Here is a 20070-nt window from a genome sequence, read left to right on the forward strand (position 1 = left end):
TTTATTTTGTTAGTCTATTTTTAGAGTAAATTAACAAAATAAAAATTTTGGCAGCAACAGTGCAATGGTCCCACCTGAATCCATATCGAACTCAGAAGTGAAACATTGTTACGCCGATGGTAGTGTGGGGCTTCCCCATGTGAGAGTAGGTCACTGCCAATTATACCTCATTTAGCGGAGTGGTAGTTCAGCTGGTTAGAATACCTGCCTGTCACGCAGGGGGTCGCGGGTTCGAGTCCCGTCCATTCCGCCAATTCTTAATACCAATAGGGGCGTAGTTCAATTGGTAGAGCACCGGTCTCCAAAACCGGGTGTTGGGAGTTCGAGCCTCTCCGCCCCTGCCATCTTAAAGCCTTTCATTTTCAATAATTTACTATATTGTAAAAATTTTCTTGTGAAAAATCGTCATCTTCGTGTGGCGTAAATGTGACATTATTCGCAAACTCAATCATGTGGTCAGCGTTTAAGTGGGCATATTTTTTCACCATTTCTAACGTTTCCCAACCGCCCATTTCTTTTAGCGTGTAAAGTGGCGTTCCTGCTTGAACGTGCCAACTTGCCCAAGTGTGGCGCAAATCATGAAAGCGAAAATTATGAATATTGCTTTTTTCTAATGCTTGATGGAAATCATGCCAATCAATACGCCCAATTTGTTTATCAGTACCACGATGAAAAACAAATTCACTGCGGCGAGTTTGGTATAATTTTTGCAATAAATCCAAAGCAGTGTTATTCAACGGTAATGCTCTTGCTTTACCTGATTTTGCTACATCATTTGAAACAATCGCGATACTACGTTCAAAATCCACTTTATCCCATGTCATTGATAAAATCTCTGTCATACGCGCGCCAGTGAATAAAGCAAAAGAACAAACATTTTTCATCCACGCCAAATTCAAATTTGAAATCAGTGTTGTGGCTTGCTCTTTTGTAATCCAACGCACACGGACTTTTGGTTCAACGAATTTTTTTACATAAGGGATTCTATCAATCCAGCCATTTTTATAAGCGAGTGAAAGCACTCTTAGAATAGATGTTCGGTATCTATTTTTAGTTGATGGCGATAATGCTTTTTTGTGTGTTGTGGAGTATGTAGGCAGATTATCCATAATATTTTCGCCTGTAATATCGCTCAACTTCCAACCACTAAAAACAGAACGCCAATAAATGGCGTGTCTGCGGTTAGTATCAAAATCCTTTTTCAACTTGGCATCTTCCACGAATAATAACAAGGCTTCTTCAAACAGTTTAGGCGGTTTCTTATTAAGGTGCGCCATATCCCATAGTTCTGCTTTGATCTTATCGTGTAATTCTTGTGCCTTTTTCTTTACTTCAGTCCCAGCGCTTCGTCTAATTCGTTCGCCACTCGGTGTTGTAATATCGAGCCAATATGTGTTTCCTCTCTTGTAGATTGACATTTATTTTTTCCTCCATTTTTTATATCAGTCAATCCAACCAATCGGATGACATTATTTTTTCTTTTTCTACAACGGTCAAGATCTTCCCTAAAAACTCGCCAAGCTTTTGAACCTTCCATCTGGAAAAAGCCCCATTTAAAACGGTGTGCAAAAACGGTGCTGTAACTTAAATTAAGGAGGTTTGCAACCTCCTTAATTGTTAAAGTGCGCTCGGATTTTATTGTGTTTTCCTCTGTAATCACAAATCACCTTCTTTCACAAATACGCCGTCAATCATACGCCCTTTGCGGTCTTTGATTTCATCCCATGCTGCTTGCACACAATCATGTATATTTAAATCAAAATAACGTGCAACTTCTACTAGTTCAATAAAGAACAAACCAAATAAAGCACTAATATTTTCTGGACTACTTAACTCATAACTTAAACGATTCAAGCTTGACAACGATTCAATTAAGCGGCTTTCAATATCAACGTTAAAATATCTGCATTGATCAGTAATTTCAGCAGATGGAAGCATTTCATCTTTCTTGCGTTGTGCAGCCAAAATCACCATCACCACAAAGCAATCACCAATGCTATCTTTCACCACATCAATTTTATTTTTAGATACACCACTGCATAGCTCCCCGAATTCTTCCATCAATTTAATGAATTGTTTTTTCTGTGTAGAACCCTCAATCAAATTGCGAGCTTCTGCCCAATTTTCGATATTTTTAATAAGTTGTGTTAAATCTGACATGTTGTTTTCTCCTTAATCCTGCGGAATATCATTAATTCTGAACCATTCGCCACCGTCGCTTTTGCGTTCTGTAACCCCGATATTTCTTTGCCACAAAGAACCATCGTTACACAAAGCAATCATTGATTCCAGATAACCTTCATTGGACAAAGTATTTGACATAGCAATTTGCACAATTTTTCTTACTGGCGAATTTACGCCATTAGATATCCGTTCCACTGACGGTTTTACTTTTATTGTTCTCTTTATTTTTTTCATAATTCACCTACATTTTCCCCAATCTTTCCCAAAATCCAGTCACTTTCTGACTAAATTTTTTCACAGAAAAGAGTGGGATTTTTTCTTCTTTAATGAAAACGTTGTCGTTTTCATAACAAATCCACTGAAAGTCATTAAGCCGTAACCGCTTATGTTTGATTAATAGGTCAATTTGCGAACGATTAATCATAAATCCGACAGGTAAAAGTGCATTTTTTACCTTTTGTTCAATTTCTGAACGGTTACAGTTACTGACACAAGTCCAAGCGTCGCTACGCTCCTTGTTTGTTTCGGTTGTCTCCGCATTGGCATCAGTTGCAACATCTGCCACAGTGCCTTTTTTGATAACCCAATTTTTAAGTTTGGTTCTTACGCTTGCAAAACTGAAACGATTTTTCACCCCCACAATTTTTTTTCTTGTTTCGCCGTATTGGTTCGGCTCGCTTTCTTCATATTCCACGCACAAAGGCTGATCTTCACGTTTAGCCATTGCGCCCCCTTGCAACTCTAAATAGCTTGCAAAACAAGCCACATCACAAACCGCTTGCGCGTCTGCAATGGTCTTATCATCTACATCATCTAACTGCCATTTCTCTAATTTGCGTAATTCACGCCACACAGAAATTGGCGGGTTGCCGTAAAACTGGAATTGACGAATTCCCCAAAGGTTCGCCCACGCACGCACACGTTGCACGTTTTCGTCAAGTTTCAATCCTTCCACTTCGTCTGATGTTTCGTCTTTTTGATTGCCCGCATAAATGTTTTTGGCAATGTATTTCGCAATATAAGAAACGGCAGAACCTTTTGCAGGGTCAATTTCATCTACTCTGCAACGGTGTTTTTTCGCCCCGAATTCATCGCCGTCTAACTCTAAAGCTTTTGATTTAAATAAACGGATCACTTCTTCTTTATCTTCCGCTTTCACATACACAAGCAAATGCCAGTGTGGAGTGGCGTCATGGTGCGGTTCAACGCCACGCATGCCAAAAAAGCCAATGCCACGTTTAGCGAACAAGGCACGCAACTGCGCCCAATTTTTGCTTAAATAAGCGTGGGTTGTGCGTGGGTCTGCACCTTTCCATTTCTTGTTATTTGTGCCGTTGTTGTGTGTCGCATGGAACGATGAAGGGGCGGTCATGGTTAAGAACAATGACACATAGCCTTTTTCCGTTGCCCATTCGTCCACGCCACGCAAGCGGTTCATCATCTCGTTAAAACGGATGGCGGGATTACCGGAAGATTTTTGCCACATTGCCATCAATTCCACCTGTTCGGATGGATCGTCAATGTTTTCAATGATCATCTGTTTTAAATATTCCAAGTTAGCTTTTTGTTGATTGCGGTAATCGCTCAATGCACCTGTTGAAATGTAAGGGCTGACTTTTGCCGACACTTCGCCGCAACCAATCGCCAAATGCTCGACAAGGCGTTTTTGCGTGCTGCGTAATGTGCGGAACCAGTATTTTTCGCATACCACACGCAACAATTCGCCTTCTTGTTGCTGCACAGAAAGGCGTTTACCTTCTTCAAGGCGGTGTTGGCTTTTAAGTGGAAAGCCAATGTTCTTGCAAACATCAGCACAAAGGCGGTGCAGATCACTGCTTAAACGAGAAAAATCGACCGCACTTAATAGCCCAACGGCTTTTTGATTGGCACAATCTTCCACGAAATCGCTTTGCAATCCGTTGAAGTGCAAGGCGAGTTTGTAGGCGATTTCTTTTAATTGGCGTTCGCCTAATAGATAAAAATGCAAGCCTTGACTATCCACAGGCTTTTGCATGGCCAAGTTGGCTGAATAGTGTTTGCGTTCAAGCAACCATGAAACAGAAATGCGATATTGCTCAAAAACGGCTTCCAAACGATTTGTCAACACATCACGCAAGGTTGTATTTGCAATGCGGGCTTGCTTATTGCCTAAGCTAAAACTAATTGACCCATCATCTTTCACACTGCGATAAGCACGTAACCACACATTGCGGAAGTGTTCACGTTGGCGTTTGCGTGGCAAATCAGAAAGCAGTTTTTCAACATAATCAAAATGATTAGGGGCAACCGCAAACAGCTCAATTTGTGCGGCTGTTGCTTGTGGCAAGTCTAAAGTGCGGGCAGTTTTAACCGCACTTTCCATTCTTGCCAAACGAGTTTCTTCCATCGCTAAATCACGTTTAGCGATGTTTTTGTCTCGTTGTTGCTCCCAGTTCATCATGTTATTTCTATGCTCTTTGTAAGTTGGCTAAATATTCATTGTGTTGATCAAAGTAATCTTTAATGGCTTGATTTGTTGAGTTGATCGCACTTTCCATTTCAGTGAGTGAAAGCACTTCATATTGTGCTAAGGCAAAGTTGCGAACTTCATTCACTGCGCCAATGATGGTGTTGTGTAATCGCCCAATCACTCTGGCTTTTTGTTTTCGCAAACCGTCACCATCTGCCACGATTTCTAACACTTGAAAGCGGTCGCCAATCTTGGTGATTTGCAATTCCGCGCCGCAATCTAAATTGATGTAAATATCGGTACTCATTTTGTTTTCTCCTTAAAAGTGCTTACTTATCCAACTTGCCAACCAACACAAGGTGGCATCTAATAATGCGGCGGCCATAAAACAGCCCAACATCACCACCGCTAATCCGATGAAAAAATCACTCATTGCCTTTCTCCCAAAAATCCTTGAAATCTAACTGTCTGCTTTTTCTTACCTTGATTGCGCCTGTATCAATGGCGGCTTTAAAACAACGATCTGCACGTGCAAAGCACCAATCTTCATCTGGTGTTGGTGCCAACTGATAGGCTTTCCGCCAAAACTGTGCGGCTTTTAAATATTGTTTTGCTCGTTCTGCTTCTGCAGCGGCTGCGCTTGCCGTTCTAAAGGCGATGTATTTTGTTCTCATGCTGTTTTTCTCCGTGGATTGGCTTGCCATTGCTCCCAATCTCTGTATTTTTGTAAAAAGATTTGGCGTGCTTTTGTCGCCAAGTCGCCGTTTTCAATAAATTCATTAAATGCTTGTCTTGCTTGTTCTTCATCGCCTTTGTCTAAGTGATAGATGTAAGCGAATAGTTTTTCCTGCGCCTTATCGAGTTTTTGATAATATTCCTTTGCCACAATGCTCAATGCGCCACGACTTAAAATAACGGTTGCCATACTTCCCCCTAATTCAATGCTTTATCAATCAATGTGAATTCACGTTCGGTAATGCCTTTCGGAAACATTCCCGAAATCAACCGCACTTTGCGAAACGCCTTGGCTATTTTGCGTTGTCCGTTTTCGGTGTAGTGGTGTAGTTTCTCGCCTGAAAATGTGGTGCTAACTAAATCATTGATGTCGAGTTCTGCCATTGCCAACAGGATTTCTCTTTCGCCTTGTGAAAGGTTGCTGAAAGCGTATTCCACGCGATAGCGACTTTTACCGATCACATGGCGGCAATCTCCCCAACTTTGCACAGGCTCAACCGCAATTTGATTTTCTTTGCAGAATTTTTCCGCCGCACTTTCTTTGCCTGAAACGTACATCACACGCCCCCTTGCTTATTTACCTTGAACCCAACTTAACCAACGACCAAACATCCCTTGCTTGCTCCAACTTGCTTTTTCAAGCAGTGCCACACGGTCGGAAAGTGTTTCATTCAATAGCACTTGTTGTTGGTTTAATTCTGCTTGATGATTAACGTGACGGCTGATGATTTGAATTTGCGCTTCCAACTTTTTCACACGTTTTTCTAACTCCCAGACATTCACACGTCCTTTGCGTGTTTTGCCGTTGTCGTAGGTGTAATCATTTTTTGCCATTTGCTTGGTCTCCCTGAATTTTGGTTGCAAAAATCCTGTCGCATGAATTTCTTCAAACGACGGGCTTTAAATTAATGTTTAAAAATTAAGAATTAATCGGTTGGAATTTCGACTTGTCGAGTGTCCGTCTCGTCTAATGGCTTATTGCCTAACATGGCTTGCTGATTGGTTTCAAAGCTTGCTGTTTCGACTTCTACAATCTCACTGATCACTTTAAAACGACACTCACGACAGCCACTGCAATAGCCAAATGTTTGCGTGGTTAACTTTGATAATCTTTCTGAGGTTCGCACATAGATATTTTCTGAACCGCATTTCGGGCATTTAACATTAACTTTCACTTTTTCCACCTTTTGTTATACTCAAACCATTTACTTGATAAATGAAGGAATCACCATGCAAGACCAAATTATTTCCAGCTCCAACGCCAGTAATCTTCCCCCATCTCCGCTTGCACAGCTTTTTGCAGCGTGGCGATTTCCTCCCGAACTTGAACCAACTGCTTTCTTGTCAATGCTCGCTTTAGTTTCCGCAATGCAAGTGAGTCCGAATCCTGCTCATCGGTTAAAAGTAGCAACTGATCAATTTCATCAGCTATTTCCAAGAGTGAACGAAGCCCAGCGTTTTTTTGAACAGAAGTTAAAGCAAGCCCTAGCTTATCTGCTGGAACAAAACCAACCATCAGCGGCATTGGCGTTGTTGAAGGCTTACCGCCAACTTCCGCAGTTTGCGGATTCTGAAATTCAGCTTGTTTTGACTTCTCAAATCCCTCAGGAATGGCGGAAAACTTTTCAGCCGTTTCTATGATTTGATTGCAATTTTGGCATCTGAAAGATTTATAAATATGACCAACTGGTCTTAATTCTTCGCTTCCGCAAATCAAGCACTTTGTAGGAAAATTCATACACACCACCTTTTCTATTTAACTATTCCGAATCACTGCCCAATCCACATCAGGGCGTAAATCTTCGGCTCTTATTTTGCCTTCTGTCGCTTTGATAATGGCGGGAATATATTTCACATCCATACTCGCACCATTTATCCACCCATTTACAGTAGGCTGACTAACTCCACATACTCTTGCTAAGGCTGATTGATTGCCGCAAATTTCTGTAGCTAGTATCACTTTTTCATTCATTTAAAACCGCCTATAAGTTTTCCTTTAAGTGCATTATAGGAAATCCTTTAATAATTGCAAGAAATATTTTATTGTTTTATTCAAAGTTTACCTATAACTTATACACAAGGAGAATTTATGTCTGATTTATCAACCCGATTAAAGCAACTGCTTGATGATAGAAACTTATCTATGAATGCTTTTGCAAAGCAGCTTGGCGTATCTCAACCATCAATTAGCGATATAGTGAATGGTCGAACTCGTTCACCTAAAAATATTTTAGAAATTGCGACCGCACTTAATGTGGACCCGCATTGGTTAAAAACAGGTGAAGGCGACCCTGATCCGTCTTATCGCATTGTAGAAGTGAGCGAACCGCAAAACCCAAACACAGTGCGGATTGATATTTTGGACGTGGAAGCGAGTGCCGGAAATGGGGCGTATTTAAGCCCAACCGAACAAGGCTTGCTTTCACAAGAATTTGATTTAACGTTCTTCCGTCAACAATTTGGACGTGCTGATGCAAAACATTTGAAGTTGATCACAGTGAAAGGGGATAGCATGGCGCCAACCCTTGAAAGCGGCGATTTGCTTTATGTGGATATTTCCGAAAATTACTTTGCCGCCGATGGGCTTTATGTTTTCACCTTTGACGGCCAAACATTCATCAAGCGTTTGCAAAAAGTGGGAAAAGAAATGCTCGTCATTTCCGACAACCCAACATACAAAGAATGGACATTCACGCAAGATGACGATGTATTTATCCACGGTCGTGTTGTTTTCAGCATGCCGATGAAGTGGCGGAAGTGGTAGGAATAAAAATGGCAACGGAAAAGTTTGTTGTTTACATGAATGCTCACAAGGAAGTTAATGCATATCACATAACCAATATTGCCGAAAATGATGTTTACTTAATTGGCTATTGTCACGCTTATGGCAGAGTATTGACACTTCGTCATGACAGAATAATTCAAGAGTTTGACAATATTGAAGATGCGAAACAATATGCTTTGAACGTTCCCGATGATAAATTCCACCTTTACGATAGCTTAATCAATTCTCAAAAGCGGGAATTAAAGAAAAATCCACCTTGCCTTTCTGTTACGTTTTGTTTTAGTGGGTTTAAAGCTGCAGTAAAAGAAGAGATGATGCAACTCGCAATCGATCACAAGTTGCGAGTTGTTTCAGATGTTTCCAGTAAAACTGATTTTTTGGTTATCTGCGAGAAGTCAAAAACAGTCGGCCCATCTAAATTAGCGAAAGCAGAAAAGCACGGTGTAAAAGTTATTTATGAAGATGCTTTTTTCTATATGCTTGAGACTGGTGAAATAAAATGAATGATTTTGATAAAGAGAAACTGTGGGCTGAACTTTTGACGATTAACAATAACAATAAATTAGATCTTCCTATACGGCTTTACAACCTTATTTATAATTCAGAATCATTTACAGAAAAGCTGCATGCTTCAGCAAATAATATACTAAAAAATATAAATCTAAGAGATATACAAGACCTTTTAAAACCATCACATTCTGAATTGCTTAAAAATTCGCTAATGGAAATAGAATTAAATAAAATGTTCAATTCGGATTCTATTTATAGCGCATTAAAGATAGCTAATAAGGTGGCGATAATTTCAAAGTCTGCTCTTGAGAATGAAATTACTGATGATGAATTTGATTCTAGCATCCAAGATTTACCAAGTGTTTCTTCTGAAGATGTTGATGCATTTGAAAATGAAGAAGATCTTGCGCTTCAAGAAGTTGCCTGTTCCATCTGGGTATTAATTCTGCAAGCCTTTCAGCAAAATAAGCCTAAAATAATTCCTGTTTTGTTTCACATATTATTTTTCATTTTGCAATATTCCGGAGAGAAAGGACTCGATTATATTTTTGATGATCATCAACAAGAACACGTAATGGCAATGATAGAACAAGACCAAAAAGAATTAAAAGAACTTAAAGAACAGAATAAAGTCATTTTAGATGAAATTAAGTCTTTAAAGTCTCAAGCCAGTGAAGAAAAAGACAACAAGCAAACGCCAGAAGATGATCCCTTTGATATTATATAATAATGCTACATTTTATTTATGTGCGGGGTGCTTATGACAAACAATGACTTACTTAATCTTTATAATTTAGAAAAGAGTAGTTATGATTCTTATGGAACTTGGCGAACATCACTGCTATTAAGTTGGGTATTCAATCTTATTATTAATATAAGTTCTCATTTCTACGATTCAAAACATGGCATGGTAATATTTGTGATTTCAAATTTTGTGCTATTTGTTGCCTTTGTAATTCTGACCGTTCAAAGAGAACAGGCAAACAAGCGAGTGTCGCAAATTATGAAAATGCTATTAAATAAAAATCCATAATATAAGCCCTCATTTGAGGGCTTTATTTTTTCACCTTCTTCACGTCCACTTCTTCATCTTCTACTTTCAATTCGCATTCAATTTGACTGGTAAAGCCGCCATCTGAAAGATTGTGCGTTACTCTTGTGATCAGCCAATTTGTTGCGTCAATTTCTGCTTTAAACCCTGAAAGTTCAATCGGCGTTTCTGGCATTAAATCAGGTTCGCCAAAGGCGAGATTAAGGCTAAATGTTGCCACGCCACGCTTAAGCTTATCAAAGGCGGATTTGGCAGCAGTGATGGCGGTTTTTTCGCTTGCGTAGGTGTGCCGTAGTGATTTTATTTGAGAACTGTCACTTGTAATGGGTTCTTGTTGCTCAATTTCGTTGTATTTACGTTTGCTTAATCGTCTGCCTTTCACTGTGCCGTTTTTCAGCGTTCTGCCTTTCGTCATACGCTGTTTTTTCACAATCTTGGTGTTTTCATCTACGGTGATTTCGCCACGCTTGCCGCTGTCCGTATCGTGCCAATATGCCCGCACGGCTTTGTAGTTTTCACTTTCAGCAATGGAAAAATTGTAGTTGTCACCATTCTTGCGGGTGATTTTACGCAGTGGAATATCTTTCCCTGTGGCGGTTTTTGCTTTGCCTAATGGCATAAAGAGCAACGTGCCATTTTTCACCGTACACATTGCCCCGTGTTCTTCCGCAAGGCGTGTCAGCAAATTAATGTCGCTTTCGTTGGTTTGGTCGATGTGGTCGATTAATCGGTTGGCAAGCTCTTTTGCCACTTGGCTTTTGAGCTTGTTTCCTTGTGCAATTTCGTTGACGATTTCGCCCAATTTCTTTTTATGAAATGACCGCTCTTTTTGTTCGGTGAACGTGCCTTTTAAATCTGCCGCTCTTGCCCGAATGGTGAGTTTATCAGCAGAAGATGCACCGCCTGAAAACTGCACTTCATCGACTGAATATTGTCCTTTGTCAATTAGCGGCTTGCCTTTCCAACCCAGTGCAAGGCTGATTGTGGCATTGCGTGGCGGCAAAGCCAATTTGCCGTCATGGTCGGATAATTCTAAGTCGAGCGTGTCCGCTTCTAAGCCGCGATTATCGGTTAAAGACAGATTAATCAAGCGGCTTGATACCACTTGCGTGATGTCTTGCTGTTTGTTGTCTTTCGTGGTGATGGCCACTTTGAAAGCGGGGGTGCGGTGATTGTCGTTAAAGTCTAAGCCTAACATTAAAGATTACTCATTAAACTGTCTGCAATGGCAATCAACATCGGATCGTCAGTGCGTTTAAGGTTCATCGTGAAGTCAATGGCACGTGGTGCGCCATCGCCAAAGAATTCTGTGCGGTTTTCTTGGATATTTTCAATCACAAAGAAACCGATAATTTCAAAGGTTGCACCATCAATCAGCGGAAATGCACCGCCACTGTCTGCCATTAATTCCAACGCTTTAATGGAAAATCTACCGCCAGTGATTTCGGGAATAAGTCGTCCGCCGATTGTCACGGTTTCGCTTTCCTTACCGGTGAATTGTGATTTCGGCATTGCGCCCACAATCGCATTAGTTGGATGTCGCCACGTGGATGTGCGGTCTAAGCTTTGGAAAGGCACGGTTTGCCGTGTAAAAACGAACATACCAAGTGTGGCTAAAGCAAAGTTTTGAAACATGCTAGCTTTCCTTTACGTGTAGTTTGATAAATGTCAATGAAATGGCGATGGCGATAATCCAACCCCAACCATTAATGTTGTGATACATCAAAAACGTGGCGCAAACTGTTGCGGTGATAATTGACAAGAAATAGAAAAAGAAGATTAAAATCGTGGCCATAATTATTCCTAAAGAAAAGTGCGGTCAAAAAATCCCGTGATTTCTGACCGCACTTGGTGAGTTAGCGAAAGAGAAATGCAATGCCGAAAATCACAAGCAACCAAAATGAGATGGAAAGAATAAAGATTCCACGCCACACAATATGCCGTGGCATATTTAACACATAATCAATCATTTTCTGTTTCATTTCGTTCCCTTGCTTTTTCTCTCCATGTCATTAATTCGGCAAATGTCATTTGCTCAAAGGCTTGTGGTTGCCAATGGAAAATCAGTGCAATGTCCGCCATGGCATCTTCTACCGTGGCAGCAATCATTATTCGGTCGCTTCCGCTTCCGAATTCTTCCCTAAAAAACCGACAGCCACCGCCGCAAGCTCGGTGAAGTCTGCCACTTCCATTGTTGAAAAGTCGGATTTGTGCAACACAGGATTTGTCACGCGAGTGAGCAACACTTGCAATGCGTCCACGTCCATTTGCAACACATCAAACATTTTTAAGCCTTTTAATGCCGGCACGGTGGGTTTGTTGACGGTGATTTCGGTGATTTTGTTTTCGCCACGCGCAAGTGGATTGGTTAATGTGATCACTTTGCTGTTTTCGTTTTTCATTTTTTATACCTTTAAAAATGCCACGCTTAAGCGTGGGGGAGTGATTTAATAAAAGCCCCTTGCGGGGCTAGGTGGTGATTAGATGCCAATCGCTGAACGGTGTTCTGCCAAACGGTCAGTGCCGCCGACAATAAAGATTGAGTTGAGCAAATCAATCTCGACCAAATCTTTGCCGTTTTCGATGATTTTGTAATAGGTTAATGGCACGGTGTAGCTTTGTTCTGTGTCATCGCCTGATTTGCTTGTGCCGTTGTCAATTTCGCTGAAACGACCACGCATAATCAATTCAATGGCGGTGACTTCTTCGGTGTCGTCTTGTTGATATGCACCCGCAAAACGTAATGCCGAACCGTCAATTTTGCCGCCAAATTCTTTGATGAGTTCGGTCATGTAACCGCCCATTTTGAATTGCGCTTCCAAGCCTTCCACGCCTAAATTCACTTTCACTGGACCAATCATGCCGCCTGCACGGTATTCTTCCAGTTTCATTGCCAATTTAGGTTGGGTAATTTCGGTGACTTGGCCACGGTAAGAATTACCGTCAGCCAAGAAATTCATGAGTTTTAATTTACGTGGTAAAGCCATTTGTTATGCTCCTACTTTGGCAATCTCTGCGGCGAATTCCACAAGGTATTCATCGCTGATGTATTGGTTAAAGCCTAATTGTTCTAATGGCGGAACAGGGCAGTAATCATAAGACACAAGCAGTTTTGCATCTTTTAAGGTTGCGGCAGTATTCAGTGATGAATTGATGAATGCTTTACCGCCGATTAAGTAACCTTTCGCCACATATTCACGCCATTTCGCATTGATCGCTTCCACGATTTCTTTCACCAACATCACGCTGATGTTTTTATCAACTGCCCAATCAAAAGATTGTGCGATGGTGTCTTTAAGCACTTGAGCGGTGCGGGTGTAGTTTTCGTAGATGAATAACTTGTCGGCTGAACAGGTGCGCAAGCCCCATAATTTGAAGCCGTTGTGATTGACGCAACAAGTGATGCCTTGTTCGTTCAGATAGTTGACATCGGTCGCACTGTCGTTGATGTCAAATGAAAGTGGTTTAGTCACGCCAGTGACGCCAGTTAAACCTTTGTTAGAAATGCAAGTGTGCCAGCCGTATTCTTTATCTTGATACGCACGCATTGCTGCTGCACGGACGACTGCATAATCCACTTCGGTTGCTTTGGTGTTCGGGTTGAACGATAAGAAGTCACCGAAAATCAGCATTAATTCACGCTGTGAGAAATTACGGCGATAAGTGACCGCTTCTTCTTTGGTTTTTGCTGTTGCGCACGATGCATACACAAATCCATTCAGTTTTTTCGCCACGCTTAAAAGCTCGGTGGTGACATCTTGGCTGTCATACTTCGGCACGCAGAAAATACGCGGTTTCACGCCACAAACGGCAGCAGATACCAAGAACGCTTTTAAGCCAGTGTAATTGCCGTCGCTGTCCACTGTGCCGATGACGTTTGCTTTCATGGTGCTTTCATCGTCGCTTTCTTCCACTCGAATGACGACCACTTTACAATTCACGATGTCCGCAATGCCATCTAACGCACGGGATAATGTGCCTTGTTTACCGGCTTTCGCTTGGACTTCGGCGGTGATACCTGTTAAAAGAGTGGGTTTATTGAGTGGGAAAACAGTTGCGTCTGCATCTGCTGCCGTTGCCACTAAACCGATCACGGCAGTGGATGATGTGGTGAGTGTTCGCAAGGCTTCGGCAATTTCCGTTACCTTGACCCCATGGAGATATTCATCAGACATATTTTAGCCCTATGGTTTCTATTGGTTAAATAATGTCTTTATTGTGATCGAGAGAATGTGGCAGTGCGAGCGGTTGGAAGTGTGAAAAACGGGGTAACAAAATGCGGCCAAAATTGACCGCATTTTATTTAAATTAAGGCAGAACTTCAGGGAATGGGTCGTCAGTTATCCAACTGACGACTGGAAGACGCATATAATCAAGGTCTGTTGTTGGTACTTTATCCCTAAATCTTAACTCAATATAAGCTCTATCGCCTATACTAGCAACATATACAGTAGCAATTTCATCGCCGTCATCGCTATAAAACGGAAGCATAATAGGCGTGCGTGGGCGGAAGCCAACTGGTATTCTCGGAGGGGGTAAAATATCCATTCGCTTGGCGTGATTTTTCCTCGTGAATTTAGGATTACTGCTCCCGTAAAAAGAAATAGTGTCCCAACGCCCCGCATAGAAAGAACACTCAACTCTGTTATTCACTCGTCTTAAATGAATAGCCCCTTCTTTAATATTTACAGAAATGTTAGATAGTCGTCTAATACCTGTATCACCCGATATAACAGTCCACTGTCCATTTTGCTTTTGCCATAGGTATGCTCCAACGCCTGCACCGTTTGTTGAGTTATAAAAAGTTCCGTTTGGCTCATTACCTTTAATCTTATTTTCATAAACGTTAGACCCATTAAGAAACCTTGTTGTGTCAGGTTTATCGGGTCTGCCGTCTCCAGTGATGATATTAGAATTTGTAGGTTGTGCAGAAATGCCAGTCGGAATTTTATTCTCAACTCGTCTAACTTCACTCCCCATAAATTCGGCAAAATCTTTGACTGATGTATCAAATCCCATTATCGGTTATATCCTCTATTGTAGGCTTCTTTAAGGTTAATTCCATCTAACACTGTAAATTTACCAACAAGAAGTGCCAATGATTGGTTGGTTTGAGTTATTTTTTGAACCAATTTATTTAAGCCATCTTCGCCTGTTTGAATGTTCTTCAACATATCGCCAAGCTCTTTGATTGTGTCAATGCTCGCGTCAACTTGACCGCCTAAAAGCTCATTTTTGACATCGGCTTTCGCTTGGTTTAAAAGCTCAAGAATTTTCTTGGCCGACAATGTTGCTGTTTCATTTGTTGCGCTATCATTAATGCCGGCCGCATTACTTGATAGACTGTTGATTCGCTGATTCATCTCATTGATTGCACCAACAATCGTATCTTTCTGAGTTGTGGTTAGGCTTTGCATTGCCCCGATTAGCTTGATAATCTCTTTATCTTTCATCCCCACAAATTCAGCAAATTCTGTGATTGTTTGATTAAATTCTTGTCTTGCCATTAAAGCGCTCCGATGTTGTAGTGAATAATTAATTCGTTGATGTTTGGTAATTTGCTTATGTCAAAATCGCCGCCTATATTGGCATAACCTTTTTGGACGGTGATTTTGTGCCGTGGTTTGTTTTTGATTATTACTTTATGTTTTGGTTTAGGCTTAATCTCTATTTTCATGACGGCCTCTAGTAACGTCCCGTTTTAACCATACTTTCCCGCCACAAAGAGTGTAAACAAATCCATCTTTATTAGTTTCTTGTAAATCCCAGACAGCTTCTTTCCAATCTGCATTTTCTGTTTGATCGTGCGACACGTGCAGCGTTATTTCGTTTTCTTTAACGGTTAAGCCATTTGATGTTGATAGCTTAATGGTTTCTGATTGACTTCGTTCAGGCACGATATGCAAATCAAATTGACTCCCTGTAAAGTCCATTGGTGTATCGTCATCGTTGAAGAAAATTAATGTTTCAAATTCGTCATCACCGCGATTCCATTTGAAAACAATATCTTCATCATCATTCACCAATTTATTAATAGTATTGCTCATTTGGTTTTCCCTTGATTGAACCGATAATCGCGCTGTTTGCCGTTTATTTCGCTTTCGTATGCGGTTTTGCAATGGTTTTTATCTCTAAATAATCCATTGATGAAACGATAGAGTACAAGCCACCGTTTTTTTGGTTGTTCGGCTAATATCGCTCCACGGTATGTTCTACTTGATAATGTCTCGTCTGCGGCTCCACCAGTTATCGCATTGAATAATTGGTCAATGGCGATGATGTTGTGATAAGCGTATAGTTTTAATTTGCTTGAAATTTCCATTCTTCAATTTCCTTTTCAAGTGCGGTGAGTTCTTCTAATGTTTTCGTGGCAAGCAAGCGATCTTCAAACGCCTGTCTTTGTCCAATAATTAAACCGATAGCAACCGCAAATTGTGATGCTTTCTCGATAACTTTCTCAACCAACACATCGAAAGGAACTCCACGAACCCTTGCGATTTGTTTAAGCATTGGGGTGTCAGCTTTATTATCAGCTTTCCATGCTAAGGCTTCTTTCTCTTGGCGATAGAAGCTTTCAATCTCTGTTTGCGGATAGCCAACCAGCAAGCTAGATTTAAGCGTATCGGCTTTATTGGCAAGCGTGGCTAGTAAGGCTTTTTTGCGTTGCATAAACAGCTCGACAATTTTAGCTTCATCTTTTACCCATCCTGTTCCATTCCACTTGCAAGGCTCGGCAAGCGGTGCAAGTGCGGTTAAATTATCAGGTAGTTCACCCAGTGCGGTATGTTCTACTTTTTCGCCTGTTTCTTTGCTGTAATAAGTGCCACGATGGTCGGCTTGATATTGCCAATTGTTATCCACTCGTACAATCACAAAGCCTTGTTTCGGTTTTGGCGGCGCATCTAAATAACTGCCAGCCGCAAGGCTTCCACCTTCACTGACATACTCTGTTGTTTCTTTGGTGTAAATCCCTTGCGCATCAGTGCAATACACGGTGATTTCACCGCTGTTTTGGGCAAAGCCTTCTTTATTAAATGTTACGGTCATGTTGTACTCCTTATGCGGCTAGGCAGATGTAGTGATAGGCGATGTTGCGTGGGCGGTTTTCGTTGGCGGTTGGTACAACTCGACTTGCATCAAATTTAATTTTGTCACCTTGCGGTAGAATTTTACTTGGCGCCGCTGTTGCTGATATATCTCTTATATTTAAATCTCTATAAATGGCACCTGTCGCTGTTAATGTCCCGCTTAATGATTGCTCGTCTTGATACATGAAATCGGAGAATTCACCCGTAATATTGCGGATTGCATCGCCTTGATTAGATAGTAATCCACGCCCAGCATCAACACCACGCCCATTATCCAAACCACGAATAAATTCGCCACGCATATCAGGGAGTGTGCCTGATGTGTATTTCAACGCAAGCTTAGGATAACGTGATTTGTCAAACCGCTGACCGTTCATCGATAGGCAACCCTCTGGGACGGTAGAGAGCGGATAAGGAATAGGGATACCAATAAATAAATCATGTAAGGCATTAAAATCAGTGCTGTTGGCTTTTTTCCCGATTTCAGCAAGCAACGTCGCTTTTAAGTTTGCATCACCTGCTAATGCTCGTGCCAATTCTTCTAGCGTGTCCAACGCAGCAGGCGCAGAACCCACCAATGCGGCAATTGCGTTTTTCACAAATTCTGTCGTCGCAATTTGGGCGTTGTTGGTGTTTTGGTCGGCAGTAGGGGCTGTTGGGACACCTGTGAACGCAGGGCTAGCTTTTGGGGCGTAACCTGTGCGGTCTCGGTTGATACCATCCACTTGGTATTTTAAATATTTTGTTCGATTGGCGAGCTGTTTTGCTTGAATGTTAATTACGCCAAGCTCTCCGCCTAGCACCTTATCTTGTTTTTCAATGAGATAAACATCTTCTTCCCATTGTTGTTGTTCGGTAATTTTACCCATTTATGCTTCTCCAAAAGTAAATCTTCCGTCAAAATTGATTTCACCATCCCAACGATGACCGGCCTTCGTAAAATTAAATGCAACGAGATGACAACGTGCAGGGGCATTTTCATTTAAAATACGGCGCACTTGTTTTGATTCTTCAATAGTAATGGGCTGATGTAACACAATTTTGTATTCTGCCCAGTGCATTTCTTCATGCTCAAAGGTTTCTGAACCATCAAAAGTTAGTTCACCAGTCCATGTTTTAAGTGATTGGTTTTCGATAATATCCACTTCGCCATAACCCACTGACTTCATCACGCGTCGAATTGCTGAAATAGTTCCTTTATGTTTATGAATGTGGATGCTATTTAAAATTGCTTGCCGTTTATTCTCTTCGCTCCAGTCGTCATCCCATTCTTCAATCGAGAGTGACCATGCAAGCCATGCCAAGAGGTTTACAGGGCAATTTTCAGCGCTCCATAAGAGGCGAATTGGCACAGGAATTTCCGCAATGGCTGAAAACGTATTCGATAATTGTTTTTCTAGCTTGCTTGACCCCGTAGGTAGTAGATAGCTATTCATCTCTACCACCTACGTTGACTTGAATTTGTGTGCAATATGCTGCTTGGTGAGGTTGTACGATTAAATCTGCAAGCGGTTTGGTCAGTTTTACGTTCTGTACGCCTTCTTGATGTAAGGCGGCATAAATGCCTGAAAGCGTAATATCAATGCCCAGCAAGTGTTGCTTATTTGCATAATTGGCGATTGCTTGATTAACATTTGCCATAACAACGCTTTCTAGTACAGTTGGATAAAGTGTGATGGCAGCTTTAATTTCATAAGGTAAAATCACCGCACTTTCGACTAATACCGTATCGGTCAGTGGGCGAATATGCTCGGCATTCAGTTGTTCTTTTACCGCATTAATTAAATCACTGTCGGCTGTTCCTTGCCCCTCTGTTGATAATATAGCAACTTTCACCGTGCCTGCAGTTGGGCTTGTTACATCAACGTCTTTTATTTTTGCAGATGTAGAGAGCGCATGAAATTCATAGCTTGCACGACTGCCCGCTGTGGTTAATCCTTCTAATGACATTTGAATGCGTGTTCTAAATCGTTCATCATCTTCATATTTAGCGGGACTAGGTGGTGTGCTTTTTAAATCTTCTGCTTGAATAATCAATCGAGTGACGCCAAATAATGCGCCTAATTGATCTAAGTCTGAGCCTGTCGCATAGGCAAGCATTACTGCCTTGGCTGATTCATTAATATTTGTTCTTAGCAAGAGTTCTAAATAAGCATTTTCTTCAAGCAATTTAACCACTGGTTCGCTTTCTAACTGTAAGCGAGCTTGCCAATGTTGGCGCATATCATCACTTTCTTGTAATGACAGAAACTTTTCTTTTCTCTTAGCAAGTAAGGTTTCATAACTGAGTTCCTGCACAACTTTTGGTGCGGGGAGTTTTTTTAAATCAACTAATTCGCTCATTCTTACCGCCTAGCCATACATCATCATAATTGATGGTATTGTTTTGATTTCTTGTTCTGCCCACGATTGAGCAAGTGATACCGTTTTCTGTAAGTTGTGGTTTAAATTGGCTAATCGTCACGCGGGGTTCCCATTTGTGCAATGCCATCACCGCACTTGCGGCAAGTTGGAGCAACAAAGCGTGGTTCATTGGTCTGTCAATGAGTTCCGGAATACGACTGCCATACTCTCGGCGTTGTAAACGTGATCCGATTGGTGTCAATAAAATGTCAGCGATTGACTGCTTGATGTGTTCCGTTTCGCTTGTGATTTTCTCGCCTGTAAATCGATTCATTATTCAGGCTCTCCAGTTTTGTCTTTACCTTTCGAAACATCTTTGTGTTTATGTTTCATCTGACTAATGCCGCCCGCTATCATGTCTCCTGTTGATGTCACTTCCCCATCAATATTCACATTGCCTTTAATGTTAACAGTGGGGCAGTCAATATTGATTTGATTGGCGGCTTTGATATTGGCGGTTTTTATTCCTATTACAACCAAATCGCCATTTGCTTGGTTGTAGGTAATTTTTGCGCCATCGGCAAATTCGACCACGTGTTCATCGGCTGAATGACTTGGGCTGTTTTGAGTGTAAAGCCCTGTGATGATGCACGCTGTTGTCAGTTCACCGCTTGCCGCCAAGATGACGCATTGTTCACCTTGTGTTGGCGGTGACCATGTTTTTGTCGTGCCTGATCGCATTGTGATGAATGGGATGAAATCCGTTAATATTTCACCGCACTTTACCCGTGCTTTTGCTTGTGCATGATCTACTTCGGCAATTAAGCCAAAGCGGATGATGCTTTCAATTCTGCGGTTGTTATCGGCTGACATGGGCGGATTTCTACTTGTAATAATTGCCCTTATTTTTGGTGAGTTTGTTTGA

Annotated in this window: 34 protein-coding genes, 2 tRNA genes and 1 rRNA gene; 7 read left to right on the plus strand and 30 right to left on the minus strand. The window is 41.4% G+C overall.

Annotated features, from left to right (window positions below; genetic code table 11):
• Positions 1-46 precede the first annotated feature (46 nt).
• The 3 genes from rrf (at position 47) to O3746_RS06605 (ending at position 344) form a co-directional block, all read left to right on the plus strand.
• Positions 47-162, plus strand: a 5S ribosomal RNA gene (gene rrf / locus O3746_RS06595).
• 14 nt (positions 163-176) lie between these two features.
• Positions 177-253 (plus strand) — tRNA-Asp (locus tag O3746_RS06600).
• A 15-nt stretch (positions 254-268) separates the two neighbouring features.
• Positions 269-344 (plus strand) — tRNA-Trp (locus O3746_RS06605).
• Between the two features lie 18 nt (positions 345-362).
• Here the strand turns inward: O3746_RS06605 and O3746_RS06610 are convergent.
• The 12 genes from O3746_RS06610 to O3746_RS06665 form a co-directional block, all read right to left on the minus strand.
• Positions 363-1418, minus strand: coding sequence for a site-specific integrase (locus tag O3746_RS06610; RefSeq protein ID WP_005700167.1), 1056 nt, complete (start codon positions 1416-1418; stop codon positions 363-365).
• Between the two features lie 238 nt (positions 1419-1656).
• On the minus strand, positions 1657-2160 hold the full coding sequence (locus O3746_RS06615; RefSeq protein ID WP_371448213.1) for a MazG-like family protein: 504 nt from the start codon (positions 2158-2160) through the stop codon (positions 1657-1659).
• A gap of 12 nt (positions 2161-2172) precedes the next feature.
• On the minus strand, positions 2173-2418 hold the full coding sequence (locus O3746_RS06620) for a hypothetical protein (RefSeq protein ID WP_371448215.1): 246 nt from the start codon (positions 2416-2418) through the stop codon (positions 2173-2175).
• 7 nt (positions 2419-2425) lie between these two features.
• The gene (locus O3746_RS06625) at positions 2426-4624 is read right to left on the minus strand and encodes a replication endonuclease (protein WP_371448217.1); all 2199 of its coding nucleotides are present in this window, start codon (positions 4622-4624) and stop codon (positions 2426-2428) included.
• Between the two features lie 7 nt (positions 4625-4631).
• Positions 4632-4940 (minus strand): hypothetical protein, encoded by a 309-nt coding sequence (locus O3746_RS06630; RefSeq protein ID WP_371448219.1) that lies wholly within the window; start codon positions 4938-4940, stop codon positions 4632-4634.
• A 118-nt stretch (positions 4941-5058) separates the two neighbouring features.
• Entirely contained in the window at positions 5059-5337 is a 279-nt protein-coding gene (locus tag O3746_RS06635; RefSeq protein WP_371448221.1) for an ANR family transcriptional regulator, read from the minus strand.
• Positions 5304-5558: a hypothetical protein gene (locus O3746_RS06640; RefSeq protein WP_049367455.1), complete on the minus strand. Its 255-nt coding sequence runs from the start codon at positions 5556-5558 to the stop codon at positions 5304-5306. The genes O3746_RS06635 and O3746_RS06640 overlap by 34 nt, the downstream gene beginning before the upstream one ends.
• Positions 5559-5566: 8 nt before the next feature.
• Positions 5567-5926 carry a hypothetical protein gene (locus O3746_RS06645; RefSeq protein ID WP_371448224.1) on the minus strand — a complete coding sequence of 120 codons (360 nt, stop codon included), beginning with the start codon at positions 5924-5926 and terminating at the stop codon, positions 5567-5569.
• Positions 5927-5941: 15 nt separating this feature from the next.
• Positions 5942-6202 carry a hypothetical protein gene (locus O3746_RS06650; protein ID WP_371448226.1) on the minus strand — a complete coding sequence of 87 codons (261 nt, stop codon included), beginning with the start codon at positions 6200-6202 and terminating at the stop codon, positions 5942-5944.
• 92 nt (positions 6203-6294) lie between these two features.
• Complete coding sequence (locus O3746_RS06655) at positions 6295-6543, minus strand: ogr/Delta-like zinc finger family protein (RefSeq protein ID WP_070582258.1); 249 nt, start codon at positions 6541-6543, stop codon at positions 6295-6297.
• A 68-nt stretch (positions 6544-6611) separates the two neighbouring features.
• Complete coding sequence (locus O3746_RS06660; RefSeq protein WP_371448228.1) at positions 6612-7106, minus strand: hypothetical protein; 495 nt, start codon at positions 7104-7106, stop codon at positions 6612-6614.
• Positions 7107-7124: 18 nt separating this feature from the next.
• Positions 7125-7340: a helix-turn-helix domain-containing protein gene (locus O3746_RS06665; protein ID WP_371448230.1), complete on the minus strand. Its 216-nt coding sequence runs from the start codon at positions 7338-7340 to the stop codon at positions 7125-7127.
• 117 nt (positions 7341-7457) lie between these two features.
• On the opposite strand from O3746_RS06665, the gene O3746_RS06670 reads away from it, so the two are divergent.
• The 4 genes from O3746_RS06670 to O3746_RS06685 are packed head-to-tail and all read left to right on the plus strand — an operon-like array spanning position 7458 to position 9696.
• Complete coding sequence (locus O3746_RS06670; RefSeq protein ID WP_371448232.1) at positions 7458-8132, plus strand: XRE family transcriptional regulator; 675 nt, start codon at positions 7458-7460, stop codon at positions 8130-8132.
• A gap of 8 nt (positions 8133-8140) precedes the next feature.
• Complete coding sequence (locus O3746_RS06675) at positions 8141-8656, plus strand: BRCT domain-containing protein (RefSeq protein WP_371448234.1); 516 nt, start codon at positions 8141-8143, stop codon at positions 8654-8656.
• Positions 8653-9390, plus strand: coding sequence for a hypothetical protein (locus O3746_RS06680; protein ID WP_371448236.1), 738 nt, complete (start codon positions 8653-8655; stop codon positions 9388-9390). The genes O3746_RS06675 and O3746_RS06680 overlap by 4 nt, the downstream gene beginning before the upstream one ends.
• Before the next feature lie 33 nt (positions 9391-9423).
• Complete coding sequence (locus tag O3746_RS06685) at positions 9424-9696, plus strand: hypothetical protein (RefSeq protein ID WP_371448238.1); 273 nt, start codon at positions 9424-9426, stop codon at positions 9694-9696.
• 22 nt (positions 9697-9718) lie between these two features.
• On the opposite strand, the gene O3746_RS06690 is transcribed toward O3746_RS06685, so the two are convergent.
• The 18 genes from O3746_RS06690 to O3746_RS06775 all read right to left on the minus strand — a co-directional run bounded on the left by O3746_RS06690 (position 9719) and on the right by O3746_RS06775 (position 20018).
• Positions 9719-10912, minus strand: a complete 1194-nt coding sequence (locus O3746_RS06690; RefSeq protein ID WP_371448240.1) for a phage late control D family protein — start codon at positions 10910-10912, stop codon at positions 9719-9721.
• The gene (locus tag O3746_RS06695) at positions 10912-11349 is read right to left on the minus strand and encodes a phage tail protein (RefSeq protein WP_371448242.1); all 438 of its coding nucleotides are present in this window, start codon (positions 11347-11349) and stop codon (positions 10912-10914) included. The genes O3746_RS06690 and O3746_RS06695 overlap by 1 nt, the downstream gene beginning before the upstream one ends.
• 1 nt (position 11350) lies before the next feature.
• Positions 11351-11509, minus strand: coding sequence for a hypothetical protein (locus tag O3746_RS06700; protein ID WP_371448244.1), 159 nt, complete (start codon positions 11507-11509; stop codon positions 11351-11353).
• 61 nt (positions 11510-11570) lie between these two features.
• Complete coding sequence (locus tag O3746_RS06705; RefSeq protein WP_257006446.1) at positions 11571-11696, minus strand: hypothetical protein; 126 nt, start codon at positions 11694-11696, stop codon at positions 11571-11573.
• Positions 11677-11823, minus strand: coding sequence for a GpE family phage tail protein (locus O3746_RS06710; RefSeq protein WP_005700138.1), 147 nt, complete (start codon positions 11821-11823; stop codon positions 11677-11679). The genes O3746_RS06705 and O3746_RS06710 overlap by 20 nt, the downstream gene beginning before the upstream one ends.
• A complete protein-coding gene (locus O3746_RS06715; RefSeq protein WP_371448247.1) occupies positions 11823-12116 on the minus strand; it encodes a phage tail assembly protein in 294 nt (97 codons plus the stop codon). The genes O3746_RS06710 and O3746_RS06715 overlap by 1 nt, the downstream gene beginning before the upstream one ends.
• A 78-nt stretch (positions 12117-12194) precedes the next feature.
• Positions 12195-12701, minus strand: a complete 507-nt coding sequence (locus O3746_RS06720) for a phage major tail tube protein (RefSeq protein WP_005700105.1) — start codon at positions 12699-12701, stop codon at positions 12195-12197.
• Positions 12702-12704: 3 nt separating this feature from the next.
• Positions 12705-13889: a phage tail sheath subtilisin-like domain-containing protein gene (locus O3746_RS06725; protein ID WP_371448250.1), complete on the minus strand. Its 1185-nt coding sequence runs from the start codon at positions 13887-13889 to the stop codon at positions 12705-12707.
• 133 nt (positions 13890-14022) lie between these two features.
• Positions 14023-14733 (minus strand): hypothetical protein, encoded by a 711-nt coding sequence (locus tag O3746_RS06730; RefSeq protein WP_371448252.1) that lies wholly within the window; start codon positions 14731-14733, stop codon positions 14023-14025.
• A complete protein-coding gene (locus O3746_RS06735; RefSeq protein WP_371448254.1) occupies positions 14733-15221 on the minus strand; it encodes a hypothetical protein in 489 nt (162 codons plus the stop codon). The genes O3746_RS06730 and O3746_RS06735 overlap by 1 nt, the downstream gene beginning before the upstream one ends.
• A 153-nt stretch (positions 15222-15374) precedes the next feature.
• Positions 15375-15761, minus strand: coding sequence for a hypothetical protein (locus O3746_RS06740; RefSeq protein ID WP_371448256.1), 387 nt, complete (start codon positions 15759-15761; stop codon positions 15375-15377).
• The gene (locus O3746_RS06745) at positions 15758-16036 is read right to left on the minus strand and encodes a DNA helicase UvrD (RefSeq protein WP_371448258.1); all 279 of its coding nucleotides are present in this window, start codon (positions 16034-16036) and stop codon (positions 15758-15760) included. Before O3746_RS06745 ends, O3746_RS06740 begins: the two co-directional genes overlap by 4 nt.
• Positions 16015-16761: a hypothetical protein gene (locus O3746_RS06750; RefSeq protein WP_371448260.1), complete on the minus strand. Its 747-nt coding sequence runs from the start codon at positions 16759-16761 to the stop codon at positions 16015-16017. The genes O3746_RS06745 and O3746_RS06750 overlap by 22 nt, the downstream gene beginning before the upstream one ends.
• A 10-nt stretch (positions 16762-16771) precedes the next feature.
• Complete coding sequence (locus O3746_RS06755; protein WP_371448261.1) at positions 16772-17671, minus strand: phage tail protein; 900 nt, start codon at positions 17669-17671, stop codon at positions 16772-16774.
• On the minus strand, positions 17672-18238 hold the full coding sequence (locus O3746_RS06760) for a phage tail protein I (RefSeq protein WP_371448263.1): 567 nt from the start codon (positions 18236-18238) through the stop codon (positions 17672-17674).
• The gene (locus O3746_RS06765) at positions 18231-19145 is read right to left on the minus strand and encodes a baseplate J/gp47 family protein (protein ID WP_371448265.1); all 915 of its coding nucleotides are present in this window, start codon (positions 19143-19145) and stop codon (positions 18231-18233) included. The genes O3746_RS06760 and O3746_RS06765 overlap by 8 nt, the downstream gene beginning before the upstream one ends.
• Entirely contained in the window at positions 19129-19479 is a 351-nt protein-coding gene (locus O3746_RS06770; protein ID WP_371448267.1) for a GPW/gp25 family protein, read from the minus strand. The genes O3746_RS06765 and O3746_RS06770 overlap by 17 nt, the downstream gene beginning before the upstream one ends.
• Complete coding sequence (locus O3746_RS06775) at positions 19479-20018, minus strand: phage baseplate assembly protein V (RefSeq protein ID WP_371448269.1); 540 nt, start codon at positions 20016-20018, stop codon at positions 19479-19481. The genes O3746_RS06770 and O3746_RS06775 overlap by 1 nt, the downstream gene beginning before the upstream one ends.
• Positions 20019-20070: the final 52 nt, after the last annotated feature.

The sequence above is a fragment of the Haemophilus sp. 27098_8_127 genome, assembly GCF_041433495.1.
In the GTDB taxonomy this organism is placed as follows: domain Bacteria; phylum Pseudomonadota; class Gammaproteobacteria; order Enterobacterales; family Pasteurellaceae; genus Haemophilus_D.

Bases quoted from the DNA above. Each gene is read 5' to 3' on its own strand.
- O3746_RS06645 (WP_371448224.1), bottom strand. From the start codon at position 5,926: ATGTACGTTTCAGGCAAAGAAAGTGCGGCGGAAAAATTCTGCAAAGAA.
- O3746_RS06770 (WP_371448267.1), bottom strand. From the start codon at position 19,479: ATGAATCGATTTACAGGCGAGAAAATCACAAGCGAAACGGAACACATC.
- O3746_RS06625 (WP_371448217.1), bottom strand. From the start codon at position 4,624: ATGATGAACTGGGAGCAACAACGAGACAAAAACATCGCTAAACGTGAT.
- O3746_RS06620 (WP_371448215.1), bottom strand. From the start codon at position 2,418: ATGAAAAAAATAAAGAGAACAATAAAAGTAAAACCGTCAGTGGAACGG.
- O3746_RS06675 (WP_371448234.1), top strand. From the start codon at position 8,141: ATGGCAACGGAAAAGTTTGTTGTTTACATGAATGCTCACAAGGAAGTT.
- O3746_RS06640 (WP_049367455.1), bottom strand. From the start codon at position 5,558: ATGGCAACCGTTATTTTAAGTCGTGGCGCATTGAGCATTGTGGCAAAG.
- O3746_RS06695 (WP_371448242.1), bottom strand. From the start codon at position 11,349: ATGTTTCAAAACTTTGCTTTAGCCACACTTGGTATGTTCGTTTTTACA.
- O3746_RS06660 (WP_371448228.1), bottom strand. From the start codon at position 7,106: ATGAATTTTCCTACAAAGTGCTTGATTTGCGGAAGCGAAGAATTAAGA.
- O3746_RS06725 (WP_371448250.1), bottom strand. From the start codon at position 13,889: ATGTCTGATGAATATCTCCATGGGGTCAAGGTAACGGAAATTGCCGAA.
- O3746_RS06775 (WP_371448269.1), bottom strand. From the start codon at position 20,018: ATGTCAGCCGATAACAACCGCAGAATTGAAAGCATCATCCGCTTTGGC.
- O3746_RS06715 (WP_371448247.1), bottom strand. From the start codon at position 12,116: ATGAAAAACGAAAACAGCAAAGTGATCACATTAACCAATCCACTTGCG.
- O3746_RS06705 (WP_257006446.1), bottom strand. From the start codon at position 11,696: ATGAAACAGAAAATGATTGATTATGTGTTAAATATGCCACGGCATATT.
- O3746_RS06750 (WP_371448260.1), bottom strand. From the start codon at position 16,761: ATGACCGTAACATTTAATAAAGAAGGCTTTGCCCAAAACAGCGGTGAA.
- O3746_RS06700 (WP_371448244.1), bottom strand. From the start codon at position 11,509: ATGGCCACGATTTTAATCTTCTTTTTCTATTTCTTGTCAATTATCACC.
- O3746_RS06615 (WP_371448213.1), bottom strand. From the start codon at position 2,160: ATGTCAGATTTAACACAACTTATTAAAAATATCGAAAATTGGGCAGAA.
- O3746_RS06730 (WP_371448252.1), bottom strand. From the start codon at position 14,733: ATGGGATTTGATACATCAGTCAAAGATTTTGCCGAATTTATGGGGAGT.
- O3746_RS06610 (WP_005700167.1), bottom strand. From the start codon at position 1,418: ATGTCAATCTACAAGAGAGGAAACACATATTGGCTCGATATTACAACA.
- O3746_RS06680 (WP_371448236.1), top strand. From the start codon at position 8,653: ATGAATGATTTTGATAAAGAGAAACTGTGGGCTGAACTTTTGACGATT.
- O3746_RS06720 (WP_005700105.1), bottom strand. From the start codon at position 12,701: ATGGCTTTACCACGTAAATTAAAACTCATGAATTTCTTGGCTGACGGT.
- O3746_RS06745 (WP_371448258.1), bottom strand. From the start codon at position 16,036: ATGGAAATTTCAAGCAAATTAAAACTATACGCTTATCACAACATCATC.
- O3746_RS06710 (WP_005700138.1), bottom strand. From the start codon at position 11,823: ATGATTGCTGCCACGGTAGAAGATGCCATGGCGGACATTGCACTGATT.
- O3746_RS06630 (WP_371448219.1), bottom strand. From the start codon at position 4,940: ATGAGTACCGATATTTACATCAATTTAGATTGCGGCGCGGAATTGCAA.
- O3746_RS06760 (WP_371448263.1), bottom strand. From the start codon at position 18,238: ATGAATAGCTATCTACTACCTACGGGGTCAAGCAAGCTAGAAAAACAA.
- O3746_RS06650 (WP_371448226.1), bottom strand. From the start codon at position 6,202: ATGGCAAAAAATGATTACACCTACGACAACGGCAAAACACGCAAAGGA.
- O3746_RS06740 (WP_371448256.1), bottom strand. From the start codon at position 15,761: ATGAGCAATACTATTAATAAATTGGTGAATGATGATGAAGATATTGTT.
- O3746_RS06685 (WP_371448238.1), top strand. From the start codon at position 9,424: ATGACAAACAATGACTTACTTAATCTTTATAATTTAGAAAAGAGTAGT.
- O3746_RS06670 (WP_371448232.1), top strand. From the start codon at position 7,458: ATGTCTGATTTATCAACCCGATTAAAGCAACTGCTTGATGATAGAAAC.
- O3746_RS06690 (WP_371448240.1), bottom strand. From the start codon at position 10,912: ATGTTAGGCTTAGACTTTAACGACAATCACCGCACCCCCGCTTTCAAA.
- O3746_RS06735 (WP_371448254.1), bottom strand. From the start codon at position 15,221: ATGGCAAGACAAGAATTTAATCAAACAATCACAGAATTTGCTGAATTT.
- O3746_RS06755 (WP_371448261.1), bottom strand. From the start codon at position 17,671: ATGGGTAAAATTACCGAACAACAACAATGGGAAGAAGATGTTTATCTC.
- O3746_RS06765 (WP_371448265.1), bottom strand. From the start codon at position 19,145: ATGAGCGAATTAGTTGATTTAAAAAAACTCCCCGCACCAAAAGTTGTG.
- O3746_RS06665 (WP_371448230.1), bottom strand. From the start codon at position 7,340: ATGAATGAAAAAGTGATACTAGCTACAGAAATTTGCGGCAATCAATCA.
- O3746_RS06635 (WP_371448221.1), bottom strand. From the start codon at position 5,337: ATGGCAAGCCAATCCACGGAGAAAAACAGCATGAGAACAAAATACATC.